Origin of the sequence: Mesorhizobium sp. L103C105A0 (genome assembly GCF_000502215.1) — a bacterium.
In the GTDB taxonomy this organism is placed as follows: domain Bacteria; phylum Pseudomonadota; class Alphaproteobacteria; order Rhizobiales; family Rhizobiaceae; genus Mesorhizobium.
Map to the genome: position 1 here is coordinate 235,763 of NZ_AYXF01000003.1, position 17,640 is coordinate 253,402.

Here is a 17,640-nt window from a genome sequence, read left to right on the forward strand (position 1 = left end):
CGGCAAAACGCAACGTGTGCGGCGCATAAACCTGTGCAGCGCTGCTGCAACGGCGCGGACGGCCTGATTGAGGCCGCCCGTGTCAGACGAAGCAAGGTTTCAGCCACGAGGCTGCAGCAGCGCCAGTGCGGCCGTCGCCGCGGCAAGGACGGCGGTAAGGGTCAAAGGCCCCGTAGCGCCATAGGTGTCCACGACATAACCGCCGACAACCGCACCGACGGTGATGGCAACCTGGAAGGAAGTGACCATCAGGCTGCCTGCTGCTTCCAGCGCATCAGGTGCCTCGCGAGACATATTGGTCGGCAGCACCACCGGCGCCATGCCGAAGGCGAAGCCCCACAGCGTAACAAAGCCGAAGGCAACGCCGGTTTGCGCGCCCCAAAGCACCAAAGCGAGTGCCGCAAACGCCATCAACGCGGCGGTTACTGCGAGGGCCATGTGGATGTTGGTGTCGGCCAGGCGGCCACCGGCAATATTGCCGATCACAGCGGCGATGCCGAACCCGAGCAGCGCCAGGGCAATCGGCCCGGTTGTGAGGAGCGTCACCTGTTCGAGGAACGGGCGCACATAGACCGAGCCGGCAAAATGCCCGGTCATCAGCAGAACAATGGCAAGCATACCGAGTTGGATGCCACGCCGCCGTGTCAGCCGAAAGACGTCTGCAAGGCTGTTGCTTGCCGCCGCAGGCAAGGTCGGCAGGCTGAGAAGCTGCAGCAGCATGGCAAGCGCGGCCAGCCCCGCCGTCATGGCCATGGCGCTGCGCCATCCCAGCCAGTCACTGATCAACGCACCCATCGACGGCGCGGCAATGGTGGCGAGCGAGACGCCGAGGGTCACGATCGCCATGCCGCGACCTGTCGCATTGGCGCCAACCAGCCGCGCCACGACGGCAACGGAAAGTGCCCAGAAAGCGCTAAGAGCGATCCCCAACCCGGCCCGGCCCAGCAACAGCAGCCAGAAATTGGGCGCCAGCGCCGCAAGAATATTGGAACCGACCGCCAGGGCCATGAGGCCAACCAGCACCGCCTTGCGGTTCAATCGACCGATGAGAACATTGCTCAACATGGCCGTCACGGCGCCAACGGAAGCGGTGGCGGTGACGACCTGTCCGGCCGTTCCCTCGCTGATGCCGAGATCGCGCGCCATCGGCGTCAACAGACCTGCCGGCAAGAATTCGGCAGACACCAGGGCAAAGCTGGTGGCCGCCAATGAAAGGACCGCGAACCAGGTGGCCGCGCTCCACGCGGCTGGTGCATCGGCATCAAGGCCAATGGCGGCGTCTTCAAGCTGTAATGTTGTGTCAGTCACGGGAAGATCTCCACAGTTTGGAGATCTTAGATAGGCGAGTCCGCCCGGATGTTATGTACCTTAAAATCCGAAATTCATATCCATTCGTCCGGGAATTGTGCGGCGCACAACGCCTGGCGAGACATTGGTGATGCGCTTGAACGCGCGGGCGAAGGACGCCTCGGAATCATAGCCCAAACGGGTAGCGACTTCGGCAACAGACAAGCCGTTTTGGCCCAGCAATTCGCGGGCAAGCTGCATGCGCAGGCGGGCGAGATAATGTGCGGCGCCCTCACCCAATACCGCGCTGAAGCGCTCGGCGAAAATCGAACGCGATTGGCCTGCCACGCCGGCCAGGCTTCCCAGCGTCCAGTTGTGGCCGGGATCGCGATGCATGGCCGCCAGAGCGCGCCCTATATGGGGGTCGCGGATGGCTGCAAGCCAACCGATGGTCGAGGCGCCGTTGCAATTGACCCAGCAGCGTATGAGCCTGGCTGTCAGCAAATCCGCCATACGCGACAGGATGGTGGCGCTGCCCATCTGCGGTTGCGCGGCCTCCACCGTCATGGCCGCCAGCAAAGGGCCGACCATCGGGTCATTGCCGGCCACGTCGCAACCCTTGATGAGAGGCGGCATCAACGTGATCAACGGATTGAGCGCATAGGAGCCGAGAGACATGGAGCCGCAGAAAAGGGTGCTTGTCGCGCCCGTTCCCTGCCGTATCACTTCGCAAACGTTGCCGCCCAACTTGATCACCTGGCAGCCCTCGAGCGAGTCGCCCACCACGTCCGGCGCACTCGCCAGCCGATGGGCGATGCCTTGCGGCAGCAGCACCAGATCGCCATCGCGCAACTCCTGCCAGCCTTGCGCTTCGGTGTGAATCCAGCATGGACCCTGGCCGACAAAGTGAAAACGAAGCAGTTGTTGTTGCGGAAAGTCTATGCTCCAGGGGTGCCGGAGTTCGCAGCGGCCATAGTTGACGCCACTCAAACGAAAGTCTTGCAGAACTTCGCTGAGCGCATCCATCGGGATATGTGGCAGCGGCGACGGCCGGGACGAATAATCAGGCATTTGTCAGATATAGATACCGGCCGTCCGACAGGCAAGCGCAGACTGTTGTTCCACCGGGGAATCGCTGCCGCGGCACCCTACCCATCCTGGCAGGCTACTTCCCGCCCTTGCCTCCCGCTCCCAGTGCATGCAAGGAGTGCTGTCGGACACAGGGACAAGAGGCATGGCAGCGGAAGCATCGGGCAGCGATCTCATTCAGGTGGTGGCGCTGCTTGCCGCAGGCGTCGTCGCCGTTCCGATCTTCAAACGCATGGGGCTGGGCTCGATCCTCGGCTATCTCGCCGCGGGCGTGGTCATCGGCCCGTTCGGTATTGGCATTTTTTCCGAATCGGAAGCCATCCTGCATGTCGCCGAACTCGGCGTGGTCATGTTCCTGTTCATCATCGGGCTGGAGATGCAGCCGTCGCGGCTATGGGGCCTGCGCCGCGAGATTTTCGGCCTCGGCGCGCTGCAGGTCGGCGTCTGCGCCTTGCTGCTCACCGGTGTTGGTCTCGCCGGCGGCTTTCCGATCGCGCAATCCTTCGTTGCCGGCGCCGGTTTCGTCCTAACCTCGACGGCTATCGTCATGCAGCTTCTGGAAGAGCGCGGCGAGATGGCGAGCCCCAAGGGCCAGCGCATCGTTTCCATCCTGCTGCTCGAGGATCTGGCAATCGTGCCGCTTCTGGCGCTGGTCGCCTTCCTGGCGCCGGGCGGCGCCGAGATGACCCTGCAGCAGAGGCTGGCCGAAATCGGCATCGGTCTTGGCGCCATCGTCGGGCTGGTGGTGGCCGGCCGCTATCTGCTCAACCCGTTCTTCCGCATCCTGGCCGACGCCAAGGCGCGCGAAGTCATGACGGCGGCAGCCCTTCTGGTCGTGCTGGGGTCGGCGCTGGTCATGCAGCTTTCCGGCCTCTCGATGGCGATGGGCGCCTTCCTCGCCGGCGTGCTGTTGTCGGAATCGACCTTCCGCCACCAGCTGGAGGCCGACGTCGAGCCATTCCGCGGCATCCTGCTTGGCCTTTTCTTCCTCGCCGTCGGCATGTCGCTCGACCTGCATGTGGTGGCCGACAACTGGCGGCTGATCGCCGTCTATGTCGTCGCCTACATGGCGATGAATGCGCTCGGCATCTACCTCGTCGCCCGCTTGCTGAAGAGCGGTCATCGTGAAGCGCTGGAACGCGCCGTGATCATGGCGCAAGGCGGCGAATTCGCCTTCGTCCTCTATTCGGCCGCAGCGGCGGTTGGCATCATCGACAGCCGGGCCAACGCAACGCTGACCGCGATCATCATCATCTCCATGGTGCTGACGCCGCTGGCCATCATTGCGCTCAAATATGTGACGCCGCGCGAAGAGCAGTCGCTTGAAGGCGTCGACATCGCCGACGGCCTTACCGGCAGTGTGCTGGTCATCGGCTTCGGCCGTTTCGGCCAGATCGCCAGCCAGCCGCTTTTGTTGCGCGGCATCGATGTGTCGATCATCGACAATGATGTCGAAATGATCCAGGCGGCCGCCGATTTCGGCTTCAAGGTCTATTATGGCGACGGCACGCGGCTCGACATTCTGCGCGCCGCAGGTGCAGGCCGCGCGCGCGCCGTGCTGATCTGCGTCGACAAGCCGGACGCCGCCGTGCGCATGGCGGAACTGATCAAGGCGGAGTTCCCGCTGCTGACCGTCCTGGCACGCGCGTACGATCGCGGCACCGCGCTCTCGCTCATCCGCGCCGGCGTCGACTTCCAACTGCGCGAGACCTTCGAATCGGCCCTCGTCTTCAGCGGTTCCGCGCTCGAGGTTTTGGGCGTCGAGCCGGAAGATGTCGCCGATGTCATCGAGGATGTGCGACGGCGCGACAATGCCCGACTGGAGACGCAGCTGGCCGAAGGCGTCCGCGCCGGGCAACGTTTCCTCAGGGGCAATACCGGCACGCCGATCCCGACGCCGCTGACGCAACCGCGCCGGCCCGGCCAGGCGCTGAACGAAGAGACGGCCGGCGTGCTGCACAAGCCGGAGCCCGCCGATCAGGGGGAAAGCTGATGACCGCATTGGATGAGCGCGCGCTCGCCGTCACAAAATTCTGGCGCGAGGCCGGCGAAGACGCGTGGTTCGAGAAGAACGACGCCTTCGACGCGAATTTCCGCAGCAGGTTTCTCGACCTGCACTTTGCCGCCGCCCGGCGCGAGTGCGACGCATGGTCGGAGCATGCCGAGGGTTCGCTGGCGCTGATGATCCTGCTCGACCAGTTTCCGCGCAACTGCTTTCGCGGCTCAGGCCATATGTACGCCACCGATCCGCTGGCGCGGTATTTTGCCGCCAAGGCGATCGCTGCCGGCCACGACCTTGCGCTGGAAGAAAACCTGCGCGTCTTCCTGTACCTGCCCTACGAACATTCGGAACTGCCCGCCGACCAGGACAGATCGGTCGAGCTCACCACCGCCAGGGCGCCGGAGTATGTGAAATACGCCATCGAGCATCGCGACATCATCGAGCGTTTCGGCCGCTTTCCGCACAGGAACAAGATGCTTGGCCGCGAGACGACGGCGGACGAACAGGCATTTCTCGATGGCGGCGGCTTCTCCGGTTAACCCAGCCACCAATCACGGCCGGATGCCAGTCGCTCTATGCCTGATGTATCGACGGCGCTGAGCCGCGCGCTCACGCTCCTGCCGCCCACCGCCAGATCCGGCGCGATCTCGGCCAGGGGCGCCAGCACGAAGGCGCGCTCCAGCATCCTGGGATGCGGCACTTCCAACCCGGTTTCGTGGATTGTGCGGTCGCCGAACACCAATATGTCGATGTCGATCAGGCGCGGACCCCAGCGCTCCTCGCGCACCCGCTTCAGCTTGCGCTCGGCCTCGAGGCAGAGGTCGAGCAGCGCCCTTGGCGCCAGCGAGGTCGAGATTTCGGCAGCGGCGTTGAGGAAATCCGGCTGGTCGAGCTTGCCCCAGGGCGGCGTGCGATAGAGCGAGGAGACGGCGATTACACGCGTGTTCTCGTCGGCGTCCAGCAGGCGCAGCGCCGTGGCCATCGAGGCCGAGGGATCGCCGAGATTGCCGCCAAGGCTGAGATAGACCGTGTTATTGCTACTCTGGCCAGACAACGGTCACCTCGACGTAATCGAGCACGCCGGGCACCGGTGCGTTGGGCTTGCGCACGGTGATCTCGGCCTTCCTGATCTGCGGAAACCGTGAAGTCAGCGCCTTCGCTACTTCGAGCGCCAGCGCCTCGATCAGGAAACGGCGATGTCCAGTGACGATCTTTTCAATCACCGTGAAGGCGATGCCGTAATTGACGGTATCCTCGATGGAATCATCCTCCAGCGGGCGGCTGGGCTCGACCGTCAACTCGGCATCGACATAAAAACGCTGGCCAAGCGCCTCTTCCTCATCCAGCACGCCGTGCCGGGCAAAGAAGGCGCAGTTCTTCATGCGGATGACGTACATTTCTTAGTGTCCTGGGCTCAGCGTCCTGGCTTTTCGCGCGCCAGCATAGCATCGGCGACGGCCAGTGCGTCCATGTTGATTGCGACATCGTGAACGCGAAACAGATCGGCGCCCTTCAGCCTCAGGATGACACTGGTGGCTGCCGTCCCGGCGGCGCGCGCGCCGGCTTCGCGGCCGGTGACGGTGCCGATGAAGCGTTTTCTGGAGGTGCCGGCCATCAAGGGAAAACCGAGCTCCTTAAGCTCGAAAAACCGCGCCATCAGGTCGAGGTTTTCCTCAGCCGTCTCCTTGGCGAAGCCGAAGCCGGCATCGAGTACGATATGATCGTCCGCAACGCCGCTGCGCCTGGCGATTTCCAGCGAAGCCTTGAGGAACAAAAACTGGTCGGCGATGACGTCGGGCAGTTTTTGCCGCTCGCGCCCGGTATGCATGATGACCAGTCCGGCGCCGGTCTCGGCGGCGACGCGGGCGATGCCGGGTTCACGCTGCAAGCCCCAGACATCGTTGACGATATGCGCGCCGGCGGCGACGGCGAGGCGCGCGGTTTCCTCGCGATAGGTGTCGACCGAAATCAGGGCTTCGCCTGAACCGGCGAGTGCTGCGATCACCGGCAGGATGCGGGTCTGCTCTTCTTCAGGCGTCACGGGCGAGGCGCCGGGGCGCGTCGATTCCCCGCCGATATCGACGACGGCGGCGCCTTCTTCCACCATGCGGTGCGCCTGCGCCACCGCCTGGTCAGGCGTGATGAACAGTCCGCCATCCGAAAAACTGTCCGGCGTGACGTTGAGAATGCCGACCACAATGGCTTTCTCGCCAAGGTCGAGATGGCACTTATGCGCCAGTTGCCATCGCCTTGTCGTCATTGTCCTTCAACCATGTGTCTCATTGGCATGTGGCTCATTGGCATGTGGCTCATCGAGCGCTTGCAATCCATCAACGATGCGTGATCGGTGGAAGATCAATTCCGTTGCGCCGGCAACGGCCGTAAAGCAAGGTGAGTGAAGAGGCAACATGATGAAACGACCCCTGCTCTGCGCCCTGATGCTGGCTTTGACCGTCCTGCCGGCGAATGCTGCCAATCTGGTGAAGACTTACAGCTATTTTGCCATCGGCGGCAGCACGCTCGATGACATCGAGACGCAATTGTCGAAGCATGGACCCGAGGTGAAAAGCACCGGGATGCGGCATCCAGGCGCCACCCAGATGGCGTTCACCACCCGCATCAGCTACGCGCAAACCGCTGACACCTGCCGCATCGCCAAGGCTGCCGTCACCGTCAAGGTCAAGGTCATCCTTCCGGAGTGGCGCAGGCCGCGCAAGGCCGATCCCGATGTCAGGCTGTTCTGGGACACGCTGTCGGCCGACATCAAGCGCCATGAGGAGCGTCATGTCGAGATCGCCAAGAACCACGGCCGTCTGCTCGAAGACGCGCTGAACGCGAGCTTTGCGCAAAAGACCTGCGCCGGGGCAAAGGCGAAGGCGGCGCAGATCACCGCGGCCGAACTCGCCAGGCATGACCAGGACCAATTGCGCTTCGACCGCGTGGAAGGCGTGAATTTCGAAAGCCGCATCCTGCGGCTGCTGCGCTACCGCATGCAGCGCGTCGAGAACGGCCAGCTTCCGCCCGGCTGAAACACGGACTGATACCAAGCCAATTCTGCCGAAACATGAGGCCAGCCCCAGAAAATTTTCGGGCATAGGTCGAAATCGGCCTATACGGGACGACATATGTCAGGCTCGCAAGATATGTCAGGCTGGCAAGGCGCGACCTTCGAAACACCAGATCAAGACCAATTGAGGCGGCGCGTAGCGGAGCGGCCATTTGGCGCCGCGCAATCGCTCTCAAACTTTATGGATGAACTGACATGGACCAAGCTGTCGACAAGCCGGCTAGGCTGCCTCCCGCCGCGCCGCTGACGGAAAGCGAGAAGAACGTCATCATCGCCGGCATCCTTTTGTCGATGCTGCTGGCGGCGCTCGACCAGACAATCGTCGCGCCGGCCATGCCGACCATCGGCCGTTCGCTCGGCCATGCCGACTACCTGCCGTGGATCGTGACCGGCTATCTCCTGACGGCGACCGCCATGGCGCCGCTCTACGGCAAGATTTCCGACGTCTATGGCCGCCGGCCGACCGTCTATGCGGCGATCCTGATCTTCCTTCTGGGATCGCTGGTCAGCGCCATGGCCCCCAACATGTTCGTGCTGGTCATCGGCCGGGCGATCCAGGGTGCGGGCGGCGGCGGCCTGTTCGCCCTGGCGCAGATCGTCATCGGCGACCTGGTGCCGCCGCGCGAACGCGCGCGTTATGCCGCCTGGATTTCGGGCACCTGGGCGGTCGCCAGCATCGCCGGGCCTTTGCTCGGCGGCGGATTTGCCGAACATCTGCATTGGTCGCTGATCTTCTGGATCAATATCCCGCTCGGCATCTTGGCCATGGCCATCATCAACAAGCCGCTGCGCAAACTGCCGGTCGCCGCAAAGCGGCATCGCATCGACGCGCCGGGCGCGCTGCTTCTGGTGGTGGCGACGGCATTGCTGCTTTTGGCCCTCAACTGGGGCGGCAGCGCCTATCCATGGGCCTCGCGCGAGATCGTCGGCCTGCTCGCCTGTTCGGCGGTCTTCTGGGGTGCGTTCGCGCTCAGGCTGATGCGTGCGGCCGAGCCGCTGATTTCGCTTGAAGTGCTGAGCAATCCGATCGTGCTTGCCGGCACGGCGTCGATGTTCCTGCTGCAGGCCGCCAATATCGGCCTGTCGGTGTACCTGCCGGTCTATCTGCAGTCGATCATCGGCCTGTCGGTCAGCCAGTCGGGCCTTGCCATGCTCGGCCTGCTGCTCGGAACGGTCGCCGGCGCGACCTTCAGCGGCCGCACGATACCGCGCTTCTTCCACTACAAGCGTATAGCCATGGTCGGCGTTCTCTTCGCCATTATCTGCCTTGGCGTGCTCAGCCTGGTCGCCGGCCGCGCCTCGCTGCTGGTGGTCGAGCTCTTGACCATCTGCATCGGCCTTGGAAGCGGCACCACCTTCCCGGTCGCCACCGTATCGGTGCAGAACGCCGTCGACCGCGCGCATCTCGGTGTTGCCACCGGCGTGCTGACCTTCCTGCGTTCGCTGGGCAGCGCGCTCGGCGTCGCCATGCTCGGCGCCGTCGCGCTCGGCTATGGCCTGCCGCTTGCCGGCGAAGGCGCGCCGGCTGCCGGACAGATCGTCTCGGCGACGCCCTTCATGATGATCTTCCTTGCCGCGGCCGTCACGCTCGTGCTGGCGCTGATGACGCTGGCGCTGATGCCGGAGAAGTCACTGCGCGGCCGCGACGAGGCCGAGGCGCCGGTCGTTCTGGTGGAGTGATCCGGAAAGCGCTGTAGGACCTACTCCACGACGCCGAGCTTCTTCTGCAGGCTGGTCGACGACGTCGTGTACTGGAAGACGATGCGCTCACCGGGGCTGATGATGCGCTTGGCGGCCTGCGCCATCAGCGCCACCTCGTGAAAACCCGACAGGATCAGCTTCAGCTTGCCTGGGTACCAGTTGATGTCGCCGACGGCAAAGATGCCTGGCACCGAAGTCTGGAATTTCTCGGTATCGACCGGGATGAGGTTCTCATGAAGGTTGAGCCCCCATTCGGCGATCGGGCCGAGCTTCATGGTCAGGCCGAAGAACGGCAGCATGCGCGTGCACGGCACCTCGATGTCGCCGTCAGGCCCGCCCTTGATGGTAGCAGAGGCCAGCTCGCCGTCGGCGCCGGTCAGGCCGCTCACCTGGCCGACCCGGAACTCCAGCTGCTTCATCTCCTGCATGGCATACATCTTGTTGACGCTGTCGGGCGCCGCCCTGAATTCCGCGCGCCGGTGGACCAGTGTCACGCTTTTTGCCACCGGCTGCAGGTTCAGCGTCCAGTCGAGTGCGGAATCGCCGCCGCCGACGATGACGAGGTCGTGGCCGCGGAATTCCTCCATACGGCGCACCGAATAGAAGACGCTCCTGCCCTCATAGGCCTCGATGCCGGGAATGGGCGGCCGTTTGGGCTGGAACGAGCCGCCACCGGCGGCGATCACCACCACCTTGGCTTCGAACACCTCGTTCTCGTCGGTGGTGACCCGAAATGAGCCGTCGTCAAGCTTTTCCAGGCTGGAGACCATGCGGTTGAAGGTAAAATCCGGCTTGAACGGGTGAATCTGCTCGAGCAGTCTGTCGACCAGGCCTTGCGCCGAGATCGATGGCCAGCCTGGAATGTCGTAGATCGGCTTTTCCGGATAGAGTTCGGCGCATTGGCCGCCCGGTCGGTCGAGGATGTCGATCAGATGGCACTTCATGTCGAAGAGGCCAAGTTCGAACACGGCGAACAGGCCGACCGGACCCGCCCCGACGATGAGTGCGTCCGTCTTGATTACATCGGTCATGCCAGGCGAGCCTCATTGTCAGACTGGGGCGAAACTGGCGCGAGACTGCATGAGCATTGGCCCGCTGCCAAGCGGCGGCGGGAAAAATCAGATGGTACGGGAGATCAACCCTGGCGAGCCGGCACGCGCACGACCAGGCCGTCAAGCGCGTCGCGCACCTTGATCTGGCAGGACAGCCGCGAGTTCGGCTGGACGTCATAGGCGAAGTCCAGCATGTCCTCTTCCATCGCCTCCGGCTCGCCGACCTCGGCCGTCCAGGCTTCGTCGACATAGACATGGCAGGTCGCGCAGGCGCAGGCGCCGCCGCATTCTGCCTCGATGCCCGGCACCGCGCTACGGATCGCATTCTCCATGACGGTCGAGCCGTTTTCGGCCTCGACATCGAAAGGAGTGCCGTCATGGGCAATGAAGGTCAGCTTGGTCATTTATCACCTGAAGGGAGTCCCAGCCGAGATAATCACTCCACCGGACAAGTCAACTGCGGCGCGAAAGCGCCGCTTTGTGACGTTTTTTCGGAAAGCTGGCCAAAGCACGCCCTGGCCCCGTCGATTCATCCCGGTGGCCGCTGCCGAGCGGCAGCCATTACCGGCTGATGGCGGCGATGAAATCGCGCACTTCCTCGATCAGGGTGCCGAGGCGCTTGAGGATGCGCGCATCTTCCGGCTGCTGTTCGATCGAGGTGGCGCAGTCGGCGATGGCAAAGGCGCCGACCCCGCGCGCCGAACCTTTCAGCCCATGCGCCAGAAGCAGTCGCTCCCTGACGTCGGCATCGACAATTCTGTCGCGGACGGAAAGCGCCTGCTGTACGAACAGTGCCAATACCTCCTGTTCGAGGGCGCGATCGCCCATTGTCTGACGGGCCAGATGGGCCAGATCCACTGGGCGCGAACGGGCCGGTCCCGACGCATCGCCGCCCGGCATTGAGAAGGCAATGCCGCTTTCACCGCGTACCAATTTGAAACTCCTTGTGCCGATCGCCGAAAAAACTAGGCGATTTCCGTCGCCAACGCGTTAATGACTGGGCTGGAAAATTGTTGCCGTTGAGACGGTTAGATCACGTTGTCGTTAACCTTATATTTAAAGTTTTACGTATCTCGCGGAATGCATGTTTTCTTTACCCCTGTGTGTCATTACGATACGAAGGTCCATTTTCAGCCTCCTGCGTGGGATAAGACGAGCCAGAATCAGGCAAAAATAAGAAGTCCCTCGGCAGCTAGTACAGGGTAGCGAAGGCATGGCGAAGAAACCAACGACGACCAGAACTCTCGACAGCGACGTAGCCAGGGAACTCGAAAAGGCACTAGACCTCGATCTCAGCGGAGACGGCAGCGGCGATCTCGATATTGCGGCGTCGATGGAAGATCTGGAAGCGCAGATATCGCAGGCCGCGGACGAACTGGCGCGCGAAGGCCGCCCCCAGAAGCCCGCCCCCGCTCAAAACGCGCCCGTCCAACAAAACCAGAGTGCGAAGCCGGCAGCCAAGCCCGCCGAGCTGCGGCCGGTCGAATCGCGCAACAGCGCTCAGCCAGCCGGCTTCAAGCCGGCAAACGATGACCGCCAAAAAGATTACAAGACGCTGCTGCACAGCCTCAACCGGCGCGCGTCGAGCACGATCTATTGGGTCGTGGCGTTCGTGTCGCTGGCCTGGATCGCCGGCGCCGGCGGCCTCGCCAATCTGCTGTTTGGCCCCAGCATCTGGAAAATTCGTACGTTCGATCAAATCCTGGCCCGCCCTGAACTGATCGGCCTGGCGATCGCGGCAATCATACCGGTCGTCCTGTTTTGGGCCTTCGCGGCGATGATCCGCCGCGCGCAGGAAATGCGCATTGCCGCGCAGTCGATGACGGAGGTGGCCTTCCGCTTGGCGGAGCCGGAAAACCTCGCCCAGGATCGCGTGATGATGATCGGCCAGGCCGTTCGCCGTGAAGTGGCGGCGATGGGCGAAGGCATTGAGCGCACGCTGGCGCGCGCCGTCGAGCTCGAAACGCTGGTCCACAGCGAGGTCAACCAGATCGAACGCTCCTATTCGGAGAATGAATCGCGCATCCGGTCGCTGGTCGACGGGCTGGGCAGCGAGCGCGAAGCCGTCGTCACTCATGCCGAGCGCGTGCGCGCCTCGATCACCGGCGCGCATGAAACGCTGAAGGACGAGATCGGCGCCGCCTCCGACATTATTCGCGACTCTATCCTCAACGCGTCGACCAAGCTGTCGATGACGATCACGAATTCCGGCGACACGCTGATCGACCGCATCAATGAAAGCTCGATGTCGATCTTCGATTCCGTCGAAACCCGGCTGGATTCAATCACCGACAGGCTGTCGACATCGGGCGAAGCCTTTGCTTCGCTGCTCGACACCCGCATCGCCAAGCTGACGGACACCACAGACGGCCTGACCCGGTCGCTGACCGACCTGCTCGACGACCGCACCACCGGTATGGTGTCGCTGCTCGGCGGCGCCGCCCGCACCCTGAGCTCGGAATTCGAGTCCAGCCTGAACGGCATCGAGCGGACGCTGGCCGAGCGCGGCCAGGCGCTGATCAGCGAATTCCAGACCCGCGCCGAAGCACTCGATACCGGCACGCAGAAGCTCAACGCCGCGCTCGAGGCGCGCGCCCGCCAGATCAACGAAACGCTGGTCGAGCGCGCCCGCGAGATCGCCCACACCTTTGCCGAGAGCAAGGATCATTTGACTGCGATGATCGATCAGGGCAAGACCCAGATCGGCGCCGACATGGCCGACATCGTCTCGTCGACCTCGTCGATGCTCGAAGCCCGCGCCAGCGATTTCGCCGGCCGCATGGAAGCCGCCCGCCATGTCGTGTCGCGCTCCTTCGACACCGACATCCAGCGTCTTGCCGATGCCCGTGTCGGCATCGAGGACGCCGTCGAAAACCACAGCCGCAAGCTGTCCGAAAGCCGCGAACGCATGGCGGCTGCCATGCAGGCGGACCTGGCGAAGTTCGCCGAGGGCCGTGCCGGCATCGATGCGGCCGTAACCAACCAGGTGCAGAAGCTGGCCGAAGGCCGCAACCTGATCTCGCGCGCCCTGGAAGAGGATCTGCGCAAGGTCAACGAGTCGCGCGCCGCCATTGACGCGTCGCTGGGCAGCCATCTCGAGCGGCTTGAAGAAGGCCGCAACCGGCTCAACCAGGCTTTGCATGAAGACTCCGGAAAACTTGTGCAAGCCCGTACGATCATTGACGAAATGGTCGCCGGACATGTCGGTAAACTGGCCGAAGGCCGCAACATTCTGTCGCGCGCCCTGGAAGCCGATCTCGGCAAGCTCGCCGACAGCCGCGCCTCGATTGACGGGCTGGTCGCCGGCCAGGTTGAAAAGATCGCCGAAGGCCGCGCCATCCTGACCAAGGCGCTCGAAAACGACATTATCGGCATCAAGGGCGTGATCGAGAACCACTCGGCGAAACTGGCCGAGGACCGCACCGAACTCAGCAAGGCGCTGGAGAACGACCTATCCGGCATCAGGGGCCTGCTCTCCGACCATTCGAGCCGGCTTGCCGACGATCGTGGCCTGTTGTCACAGACGCTCGAGGCCGACCTCGCCAAGCTCGCCGAGAGCCGGTCGAGCATCGACGGGCTGGTCGCCGGCCAGGTCGAAAAGCTGGCCGAGGGGCGCGATATCCTTAAGCGCGCGCTCGAAGCCGACCTCAACACCATCAAGGGCGCCATCGCGGGTCATTCCGACAAGGTGGCGGAAGAGCGCGGTCAGCTTTCCAGGGCACTGGAGGCCGATCTGCAGAATGTGAACAGCCTGATCGCCGACCACTCGAACCGGCTTGTTCAGGATCGTTCGACGCTATCCCAGGCGCTTAAGGATGACCTTCAGAATGTGAACAGCCTGATCACCGACCACTCGAGCCGGCTTGTCCAGGATCGTTCGACGCTATCTCAGGCGCTTCAGGACGATTTGCACAATGTCAGCGGCATCATGGCCGATCATCAAAACAGGCTCGTCCAGGACCGTTCGGCGCTCTCAAAGGCATTGGAAGACGACATCGCCAAGCTGGCGGAGAGCCGCTCCAACATCGATGGGCTGGTCGCCGGACAGGTCGAGAAGCTCGCCGAGGGCCGCGACATCCTCACACGGGCGCTCGAAGCCGATCTCAATGCGATTAGGAGCGCCATTGCCGACCAGTCGCAGAAGCTGAGCGAAAACCGTGGCGAGTTCGCGCGGGTGCTGGAAGCGGATTTGGAAAATGTCAACAGCCTGATCGAGGGTCACAGCGACAAGCTCGTCCGGGATCGCGCGACGCTGTCGAAGGCTCTCGAGGACGACCTCGCCAAGCTGGCCGAGAGCCGGTCGAGCATCGACGGACTGGTCGCAGGCCAGGTCGAGAAGCTGGCCGAGGGCCGAGACATCTTGAAGCGTGCGCTGGAAGCCGACCTGCAGAAGCTGTCGGCAAGCCGCGGTGAGGTTGACGACATCATCGCCGGCCATGTCGGCAAGCTGGCCGAAGGCCGCAACATGTTGACCCAGGCGCTGGAAGACGATCTGGCAAAGCTCGCCGACATACGTAAGGATGTCGACCGCTCGCTGTCGGGCCATATCGACCAGATTGCCGGCAGAAGCACCGATATCTCGGCGGCAATCGCTGCCGATGTCGAGAAGATCGAGCAGGCCTTCAGCAAGCAGACCGGCATCATCGAAGAGCGCGCCGGAACCATGGAGCGCGCGTTGTCGGTGGGTGTCGACAATGTCCGCAGCGTGCTCGAAAAGAGCGCCGTCTTCGTTGCCGGCGCGCTGCGCGAGAAGGTGATGGAAGTCACCAGCGCGCTGCACGAACAGGCCGGTGCTGCCTTCAGTGACGCCGACCGCAAGATCGCCGAGCGTGCCGAGCAGACTTCGGCCGCCCTTTTGGCCCGGGCCGAGGACATCGCCCGCACCTTCGAGGACGCGGATCGCCGTCTGCACGCCCGTGCCGAGGACACATCGAGCGCCCTGATTGCTCGCGCCGAGGATACGACGAATGCCTTGCTTGCTCGCGCCGAAGACACAACGAGCGTGCTGCTTGCCCGGCATGACGAGACGTCGAACTCGCTGCTCGCCCGCGCCGAAGAAACGGCCGGACGGCTGGCTGCCCGCGCCGGCGAGATCGCCGGCACGTTCGACGCCGCCGACCAGAAGCTGGTCGCCCGCGCGGTCGAGACGGCGCAGTCGCTGGCCGACCGCGCCGGCGACATCCTGCGTAACTTCGAGGGCGCCGACCAGCGGCTGAGCATGCGCATCGGCGAATCCGCCGAAGCGCTGGCCGCCCGCGCCTCCGACCTTGGCCGCATCTTCGACGCCGCCGACCAGCAGCTGATCTCGCGCATCGCCGAGGGTTCGGACGCGCTGTCAGCCCGCGCCACCGAGATCAGCCGCATCTTCGACGAGGCCGATCACCGCCTGGTGTCGCGCATCGCCGACTCCACTTCGACGATCGGCGAGCATGCCGACAACATCGTTGGCGCCTTCGCCAGCACCGAGCAGCGTGTTGCCGAACGTGCACGCCAGACCGGCCAGGAACTTGCCGTCCACGCCCGCGAGATGGAGCAGGCTCTTGCCGGGGCCGACGAGCGGCTGGCCGCGAGCGTTGCGTCCGCAGCTTCGCGCGTCGAGGAACAGGTCGCCAGCGTCGAGAACCGCCTTCTTTATACGACGGAGACAATGGGCCAGAAGCTCAACGAGCAGGTTTCCAGCGCAGAAGCTCAGCTGATCTCGCGCGCCAACACGATTGCGGAGACTTTTACCGCGGTCGGCCAGCACATCGGCCAGAGCACCAACGACGCTGCCAAGACCATCGGCACCAATACCCGCGAGCTCAACACGATGCTGGCGGCGCGTTCGGCCGAGATGGCGAAGATCCTGGACGAAACCGCGCGGCCGCTGGTCGAGCGCTTCGCCCAGGGCGGCTCGGAACTGCAAAAGAGCATGGAAGAGGTCACCGAACGCGCGACCGAGAAGCTGCGCAGCGAAAATGCCGCCCTCGTCAACGCGCTCGCCAGCCGCACCGCCGAAACGCTGTCGGCCGTCGAAGGCGCGCGCTCGTCGCTCGCCGATAGCGTCGCCGACCTCATCGGCCGCATGAGCGTCTCCAGCTCGCAGCTTGGTGAGCTGATCGAACAGGCGGCGATCAACCTCGGCCAGGTTGACGAACGTCTGAGCGGCAGCACGCAAAGCTTCGCGGCAACCACCGAAAAGGCCGCGCAGACCTTCGCCAGCTCGGCACGCCTGGTCGATTCGAACACGACGCGGCTTACCGAACTGTCGTCGTCGACCCTGCGCGAAGTGGCCTCGATCGCCACCAAGTTCGACGAGCACAGCCGCTTGCTGTCCTCGGCTTCGGATCTGTTGAGCTCGGCGCAGAGCAATCTGGAGCACACGCTTGAGCGGCAATCCTCGCTCGAAGATCTCGCCGTCGGCCTTGTCAAGAAGTCGGAAGACCTCGAGAAGGTGATGCGTTCGTTCGAAAACCTTGTCGGCCAGACGATGCAGAATGCCGAAGGCAAGACGCTGGCATCAGCCGACAAGATCCGCATCGCCATAACGGAAGTGGTCGATTCGGCAACCAGCCGGTTCGCCGATGCGACCGAGGAGATGCGGCGCACCGCAAGCTCGATCAAGAGCGAGCTCGACCTCACCCGCGCCGAGCTCAAGAAGGGCGTCATCGAGATGCCGGAAGAGGCCAAGGAATCGACCTCGGCGATCCGCCGTGCCGTTGCCGAGCAGATCAACGCGCTCAAGGAACTTTCGGATATCGTTGCGAAATCGGGACGCGGCGGCGACAATGCCGAACCGCGCGCCCTGCGCCCGGCGCCGCAGGCGCCAGTGCAGCGCCCGGCCGAGCCGGTACGCCNGAGCCGGTACGCCGCCCGCCGCCGGCGCCACAGCCGGAACGCCCTGCTCCGCAGGCGCCGCTCGGCGGCCTGCGTGGCACGCTCGATATCGAACGCCCCGCCGAAGCACCGCGCCAGCGCGACGCCAACGCCCGCACGCCGCAAGGCGGCTGGGTGCGCGATCTCCTGACCGGGGCATCGCGCGAGGAGGAAGTCGCCAGGCCGGCTGCGCCCGCGGAAGCACCGCGCGCAACTCCCGCCCAGCGTTCGCCGCTGCATGTCATGGAGTCGCTCAACTCGCTCTCGGTCGATATTGCCCGGGCGATCGACCACGACGCCTCGATCGAGCTGTGGAACCGCTACCGGCGCGGCGAGCGTGACGTGTTCACGCGCCGCCTCTACACGCTCAAGGGCCAGCAGACCTTTGACGAAATCCGCCGCAAATATCAGGCCGAGGCGGAGTTCCGCGCCGCCGTCGACCGCTACTGCGACGATTTCGAGAAGCTGCTCAAGGACGTCTCGCGCAACGACCGCGACAACATCATGGCGCAGACCTACCTGACGTCGGACACCGGCAAGGTCTACACCATGCTGGCCCATGCGAGCGGCCGTTTGCACTAGCTACG

The 17,640-nt window shown here is 64.0% G+C and carries 14 protein-coding genes; 6 read left to right on the top strand and 8 right to left on the bottom strand.

All coding sequences use genetic code 11. The annotated features are described in order from the left end of the window. Positions 1-99: 99 nt before the first annotated feature. On the bottom strand, positions 100-1,308 hold the full coding sequence (locus tag X727_RS152965) for an MFS transporter (protein WP_023834142.1): 1,209 nt from the start codon (positions 1,306-1,308) through the stop codon (positions 100-102). Positions 1,309-1,368: 60 nt separating this feature from the next. Next, positions 1,369-2,358: an AraC family transcriptional regulator gene (locus X727_RS152960; RefSeq protein WP_023706171.1), complete on the bottom strand. Its 990-nt coding sequence runs from the start codon at positions 2,356-2,358 to the stop codon at positions 1,369-1,371. A 163-nt stretch (positions 2,359-2,521) separates the two neighbouring features. Between X727_RS152960 and X727_RS152955 the strand changes: the two genes are divergently transcribed. Next, on the top strand, positions 2,522-4,369 hold the full coding sequence (locus X727_RS152955; protein ID WP_023834143.1) for a monovalent cation:proton antiporter-2 (CPA2) family protein: 1,848 nt from the start codon (positions 2,522-2,524) through the stop codon (positions 4,367-4,369). After that, positions 4,369-4,917: a DUF924 family protein gene (locus X727_RS152950; RefSeq protein WP_031204189.1), complete on the top strand. Its 549-nt coding sequence runs from the start codon at positions 4,369-4,371 to the stop codon at positions 4,915-4,917. Before X727_RS152955 ends, X727_RS152950 begins: the two co-directional genes overlap by 1 nt. Here X727_RS152950 and folK read toward each other — a convergent pair. The 3 genes from folK to folP are packed head-to-tail and all read right to left on the bottom strand — an operon-like array spanning position 4,914 to position 6,638. Next, on the bottom strand, positions 4,914-5,432 hold the full coding sequence (folK, locus tag X727_RS152945; protein ID WP_023739998.1) for a 2-amino-4-hydroxy-6-hydroxymethyldihydropteridine diphosphokinase: 519 nt from the start codon (positions 5,430-5,432) through the stop codon (positions 4,914-4,916). The genes X727_RS152950 and folK overlap by 4 nt on opposite strands. Then, positions 5,416-5,775 carry a dihydroneopterin aldolase gene (folB, locus tag X727_RS152940; RefSeq protein ID WP_023673502.1) on the bottom strand — a complete coding sequence of 120 codons (360 nt, stop codon included), beginning with the start codon at positions 5,773-5,775 and terminating at the stop codon, positions 5,416-5,418. The genes folK and folB overlap by 17 nt, the downstream gene beginning before the upstream one ends. 17 nt (positions 5,776-5,792) lie before the next feature. Then, complete coding sequence (gene folP / locus X727_RS152935; RefSeq protein WP_023739999.1) at positions 5,793-6,638, bottom strand: dihydropteroate synthase; 846 nt, start codon at positions 6,636-6,638, stop codon at positions 5,793-5,795. Between the two features lie 148 nt (positions 6,639-6,786). On the opposite strand from folP, the gene X727_RS152930 reads away from it, so the two are divergent. Together X727_RS152930 and X727_RS152925 are read left to right on the top strand one after the other, a co-directional pair. Further along, entirely contained in the window at positions 6,787-7,407 is a 621-nt protein-coding gene (locus X727_RS152930; RefSeq protein ID WP_023728091.1) for a DUF922 domain-containing protein, read from the top strand. Between the two features lie 233 nt (positions 7,408-7,640). Continuing rightward, positions 7,641-9,125: an MDR family MFS transporter gene (locus tag X727_RS152925; protein WP_023834144.1), complete on the top strand. Its 1,485-nt coding sequence runs from the start codon at positions 7,641-7,643 to the stop codon at positions 9,123-9,125. 20 nt (positions 9,126-9,145) lie between these two features. On the opposite strand, the gene X727_RS152920 is transcribed toward X727_RS152925, so the two are convergent. The 3 genes from X727_RS152920 to X727_RS152910 all read right to left on the bottom strand — a co-directional run bounded on the left by X727_RS152920 (position 9,146) and on the right by X727_RS152910 (position 11,098). After that, positions 9,146-10,177, bottom strand: coding sequence for an NAD(P)/FAD-dependent oxidoreductase (locus tag X727_RS152920; protein ID WP_023673506.1), 1,032 nt, complete (start codon positions 10,175-10,177; stop codon positions 9,146-9,148). 104 nt (positions 10,178-10,281) lie between these two features. Then, positions 10,282-10,602, bottom strand: a complete 321-nt coding sequence (locus X727_RS152915; RefSeq protein ID WP_023673507.1) for a 2Fe-2S iron-sulfur cluster-binding protein — start codon at positions 10,600-10,602, stop codon at positions 10,282-10,284. 157 nt (positions 10,603-10,759) lie between these two features. Then, positions 10,760-11,098: an Hpt domain-containing protein gene (locus X727_RS152910; RefSeq protein WP_023688665.1), complete on the bottom strand. Its 339-nt coding sequence runs from the start codon at positions 11,096-11,098 to the stop codon at positions 10,760-10,762. Positions 11,099-11,411: 313 nt separating this feature from the next. Between X727_RS152910 and X727_RS1000000165575 the strand changes: the two genes are divergently transcribed. Further along, positions 11,412-17,204: a kinesin gene (locus X727_RS1000000165575; protein WP_245274156.1), complete on the top strand. Its 5,793-nt coding sequence runs from the start codon at positions 11,412-11,414 to the stop codon at positions 17,202-17,204. Then, on the top strand, positions 17,189-17,635 hold the full coding sequence (locus X727_RS1000000168975; protein ID WP_245274157.1) for a hypothetical protein: 447 nt from the start codon (positions 17,189-17,191) through the stop codon (positions 17,633-17,635). The genes X727_RS1000000165575 and X727_RS1000000168975 overlap by 16 nt, the downstream gene beginning before the upstream one ends. Positions 17,636-17,640 lie beyond the last annotated feature (5 nt).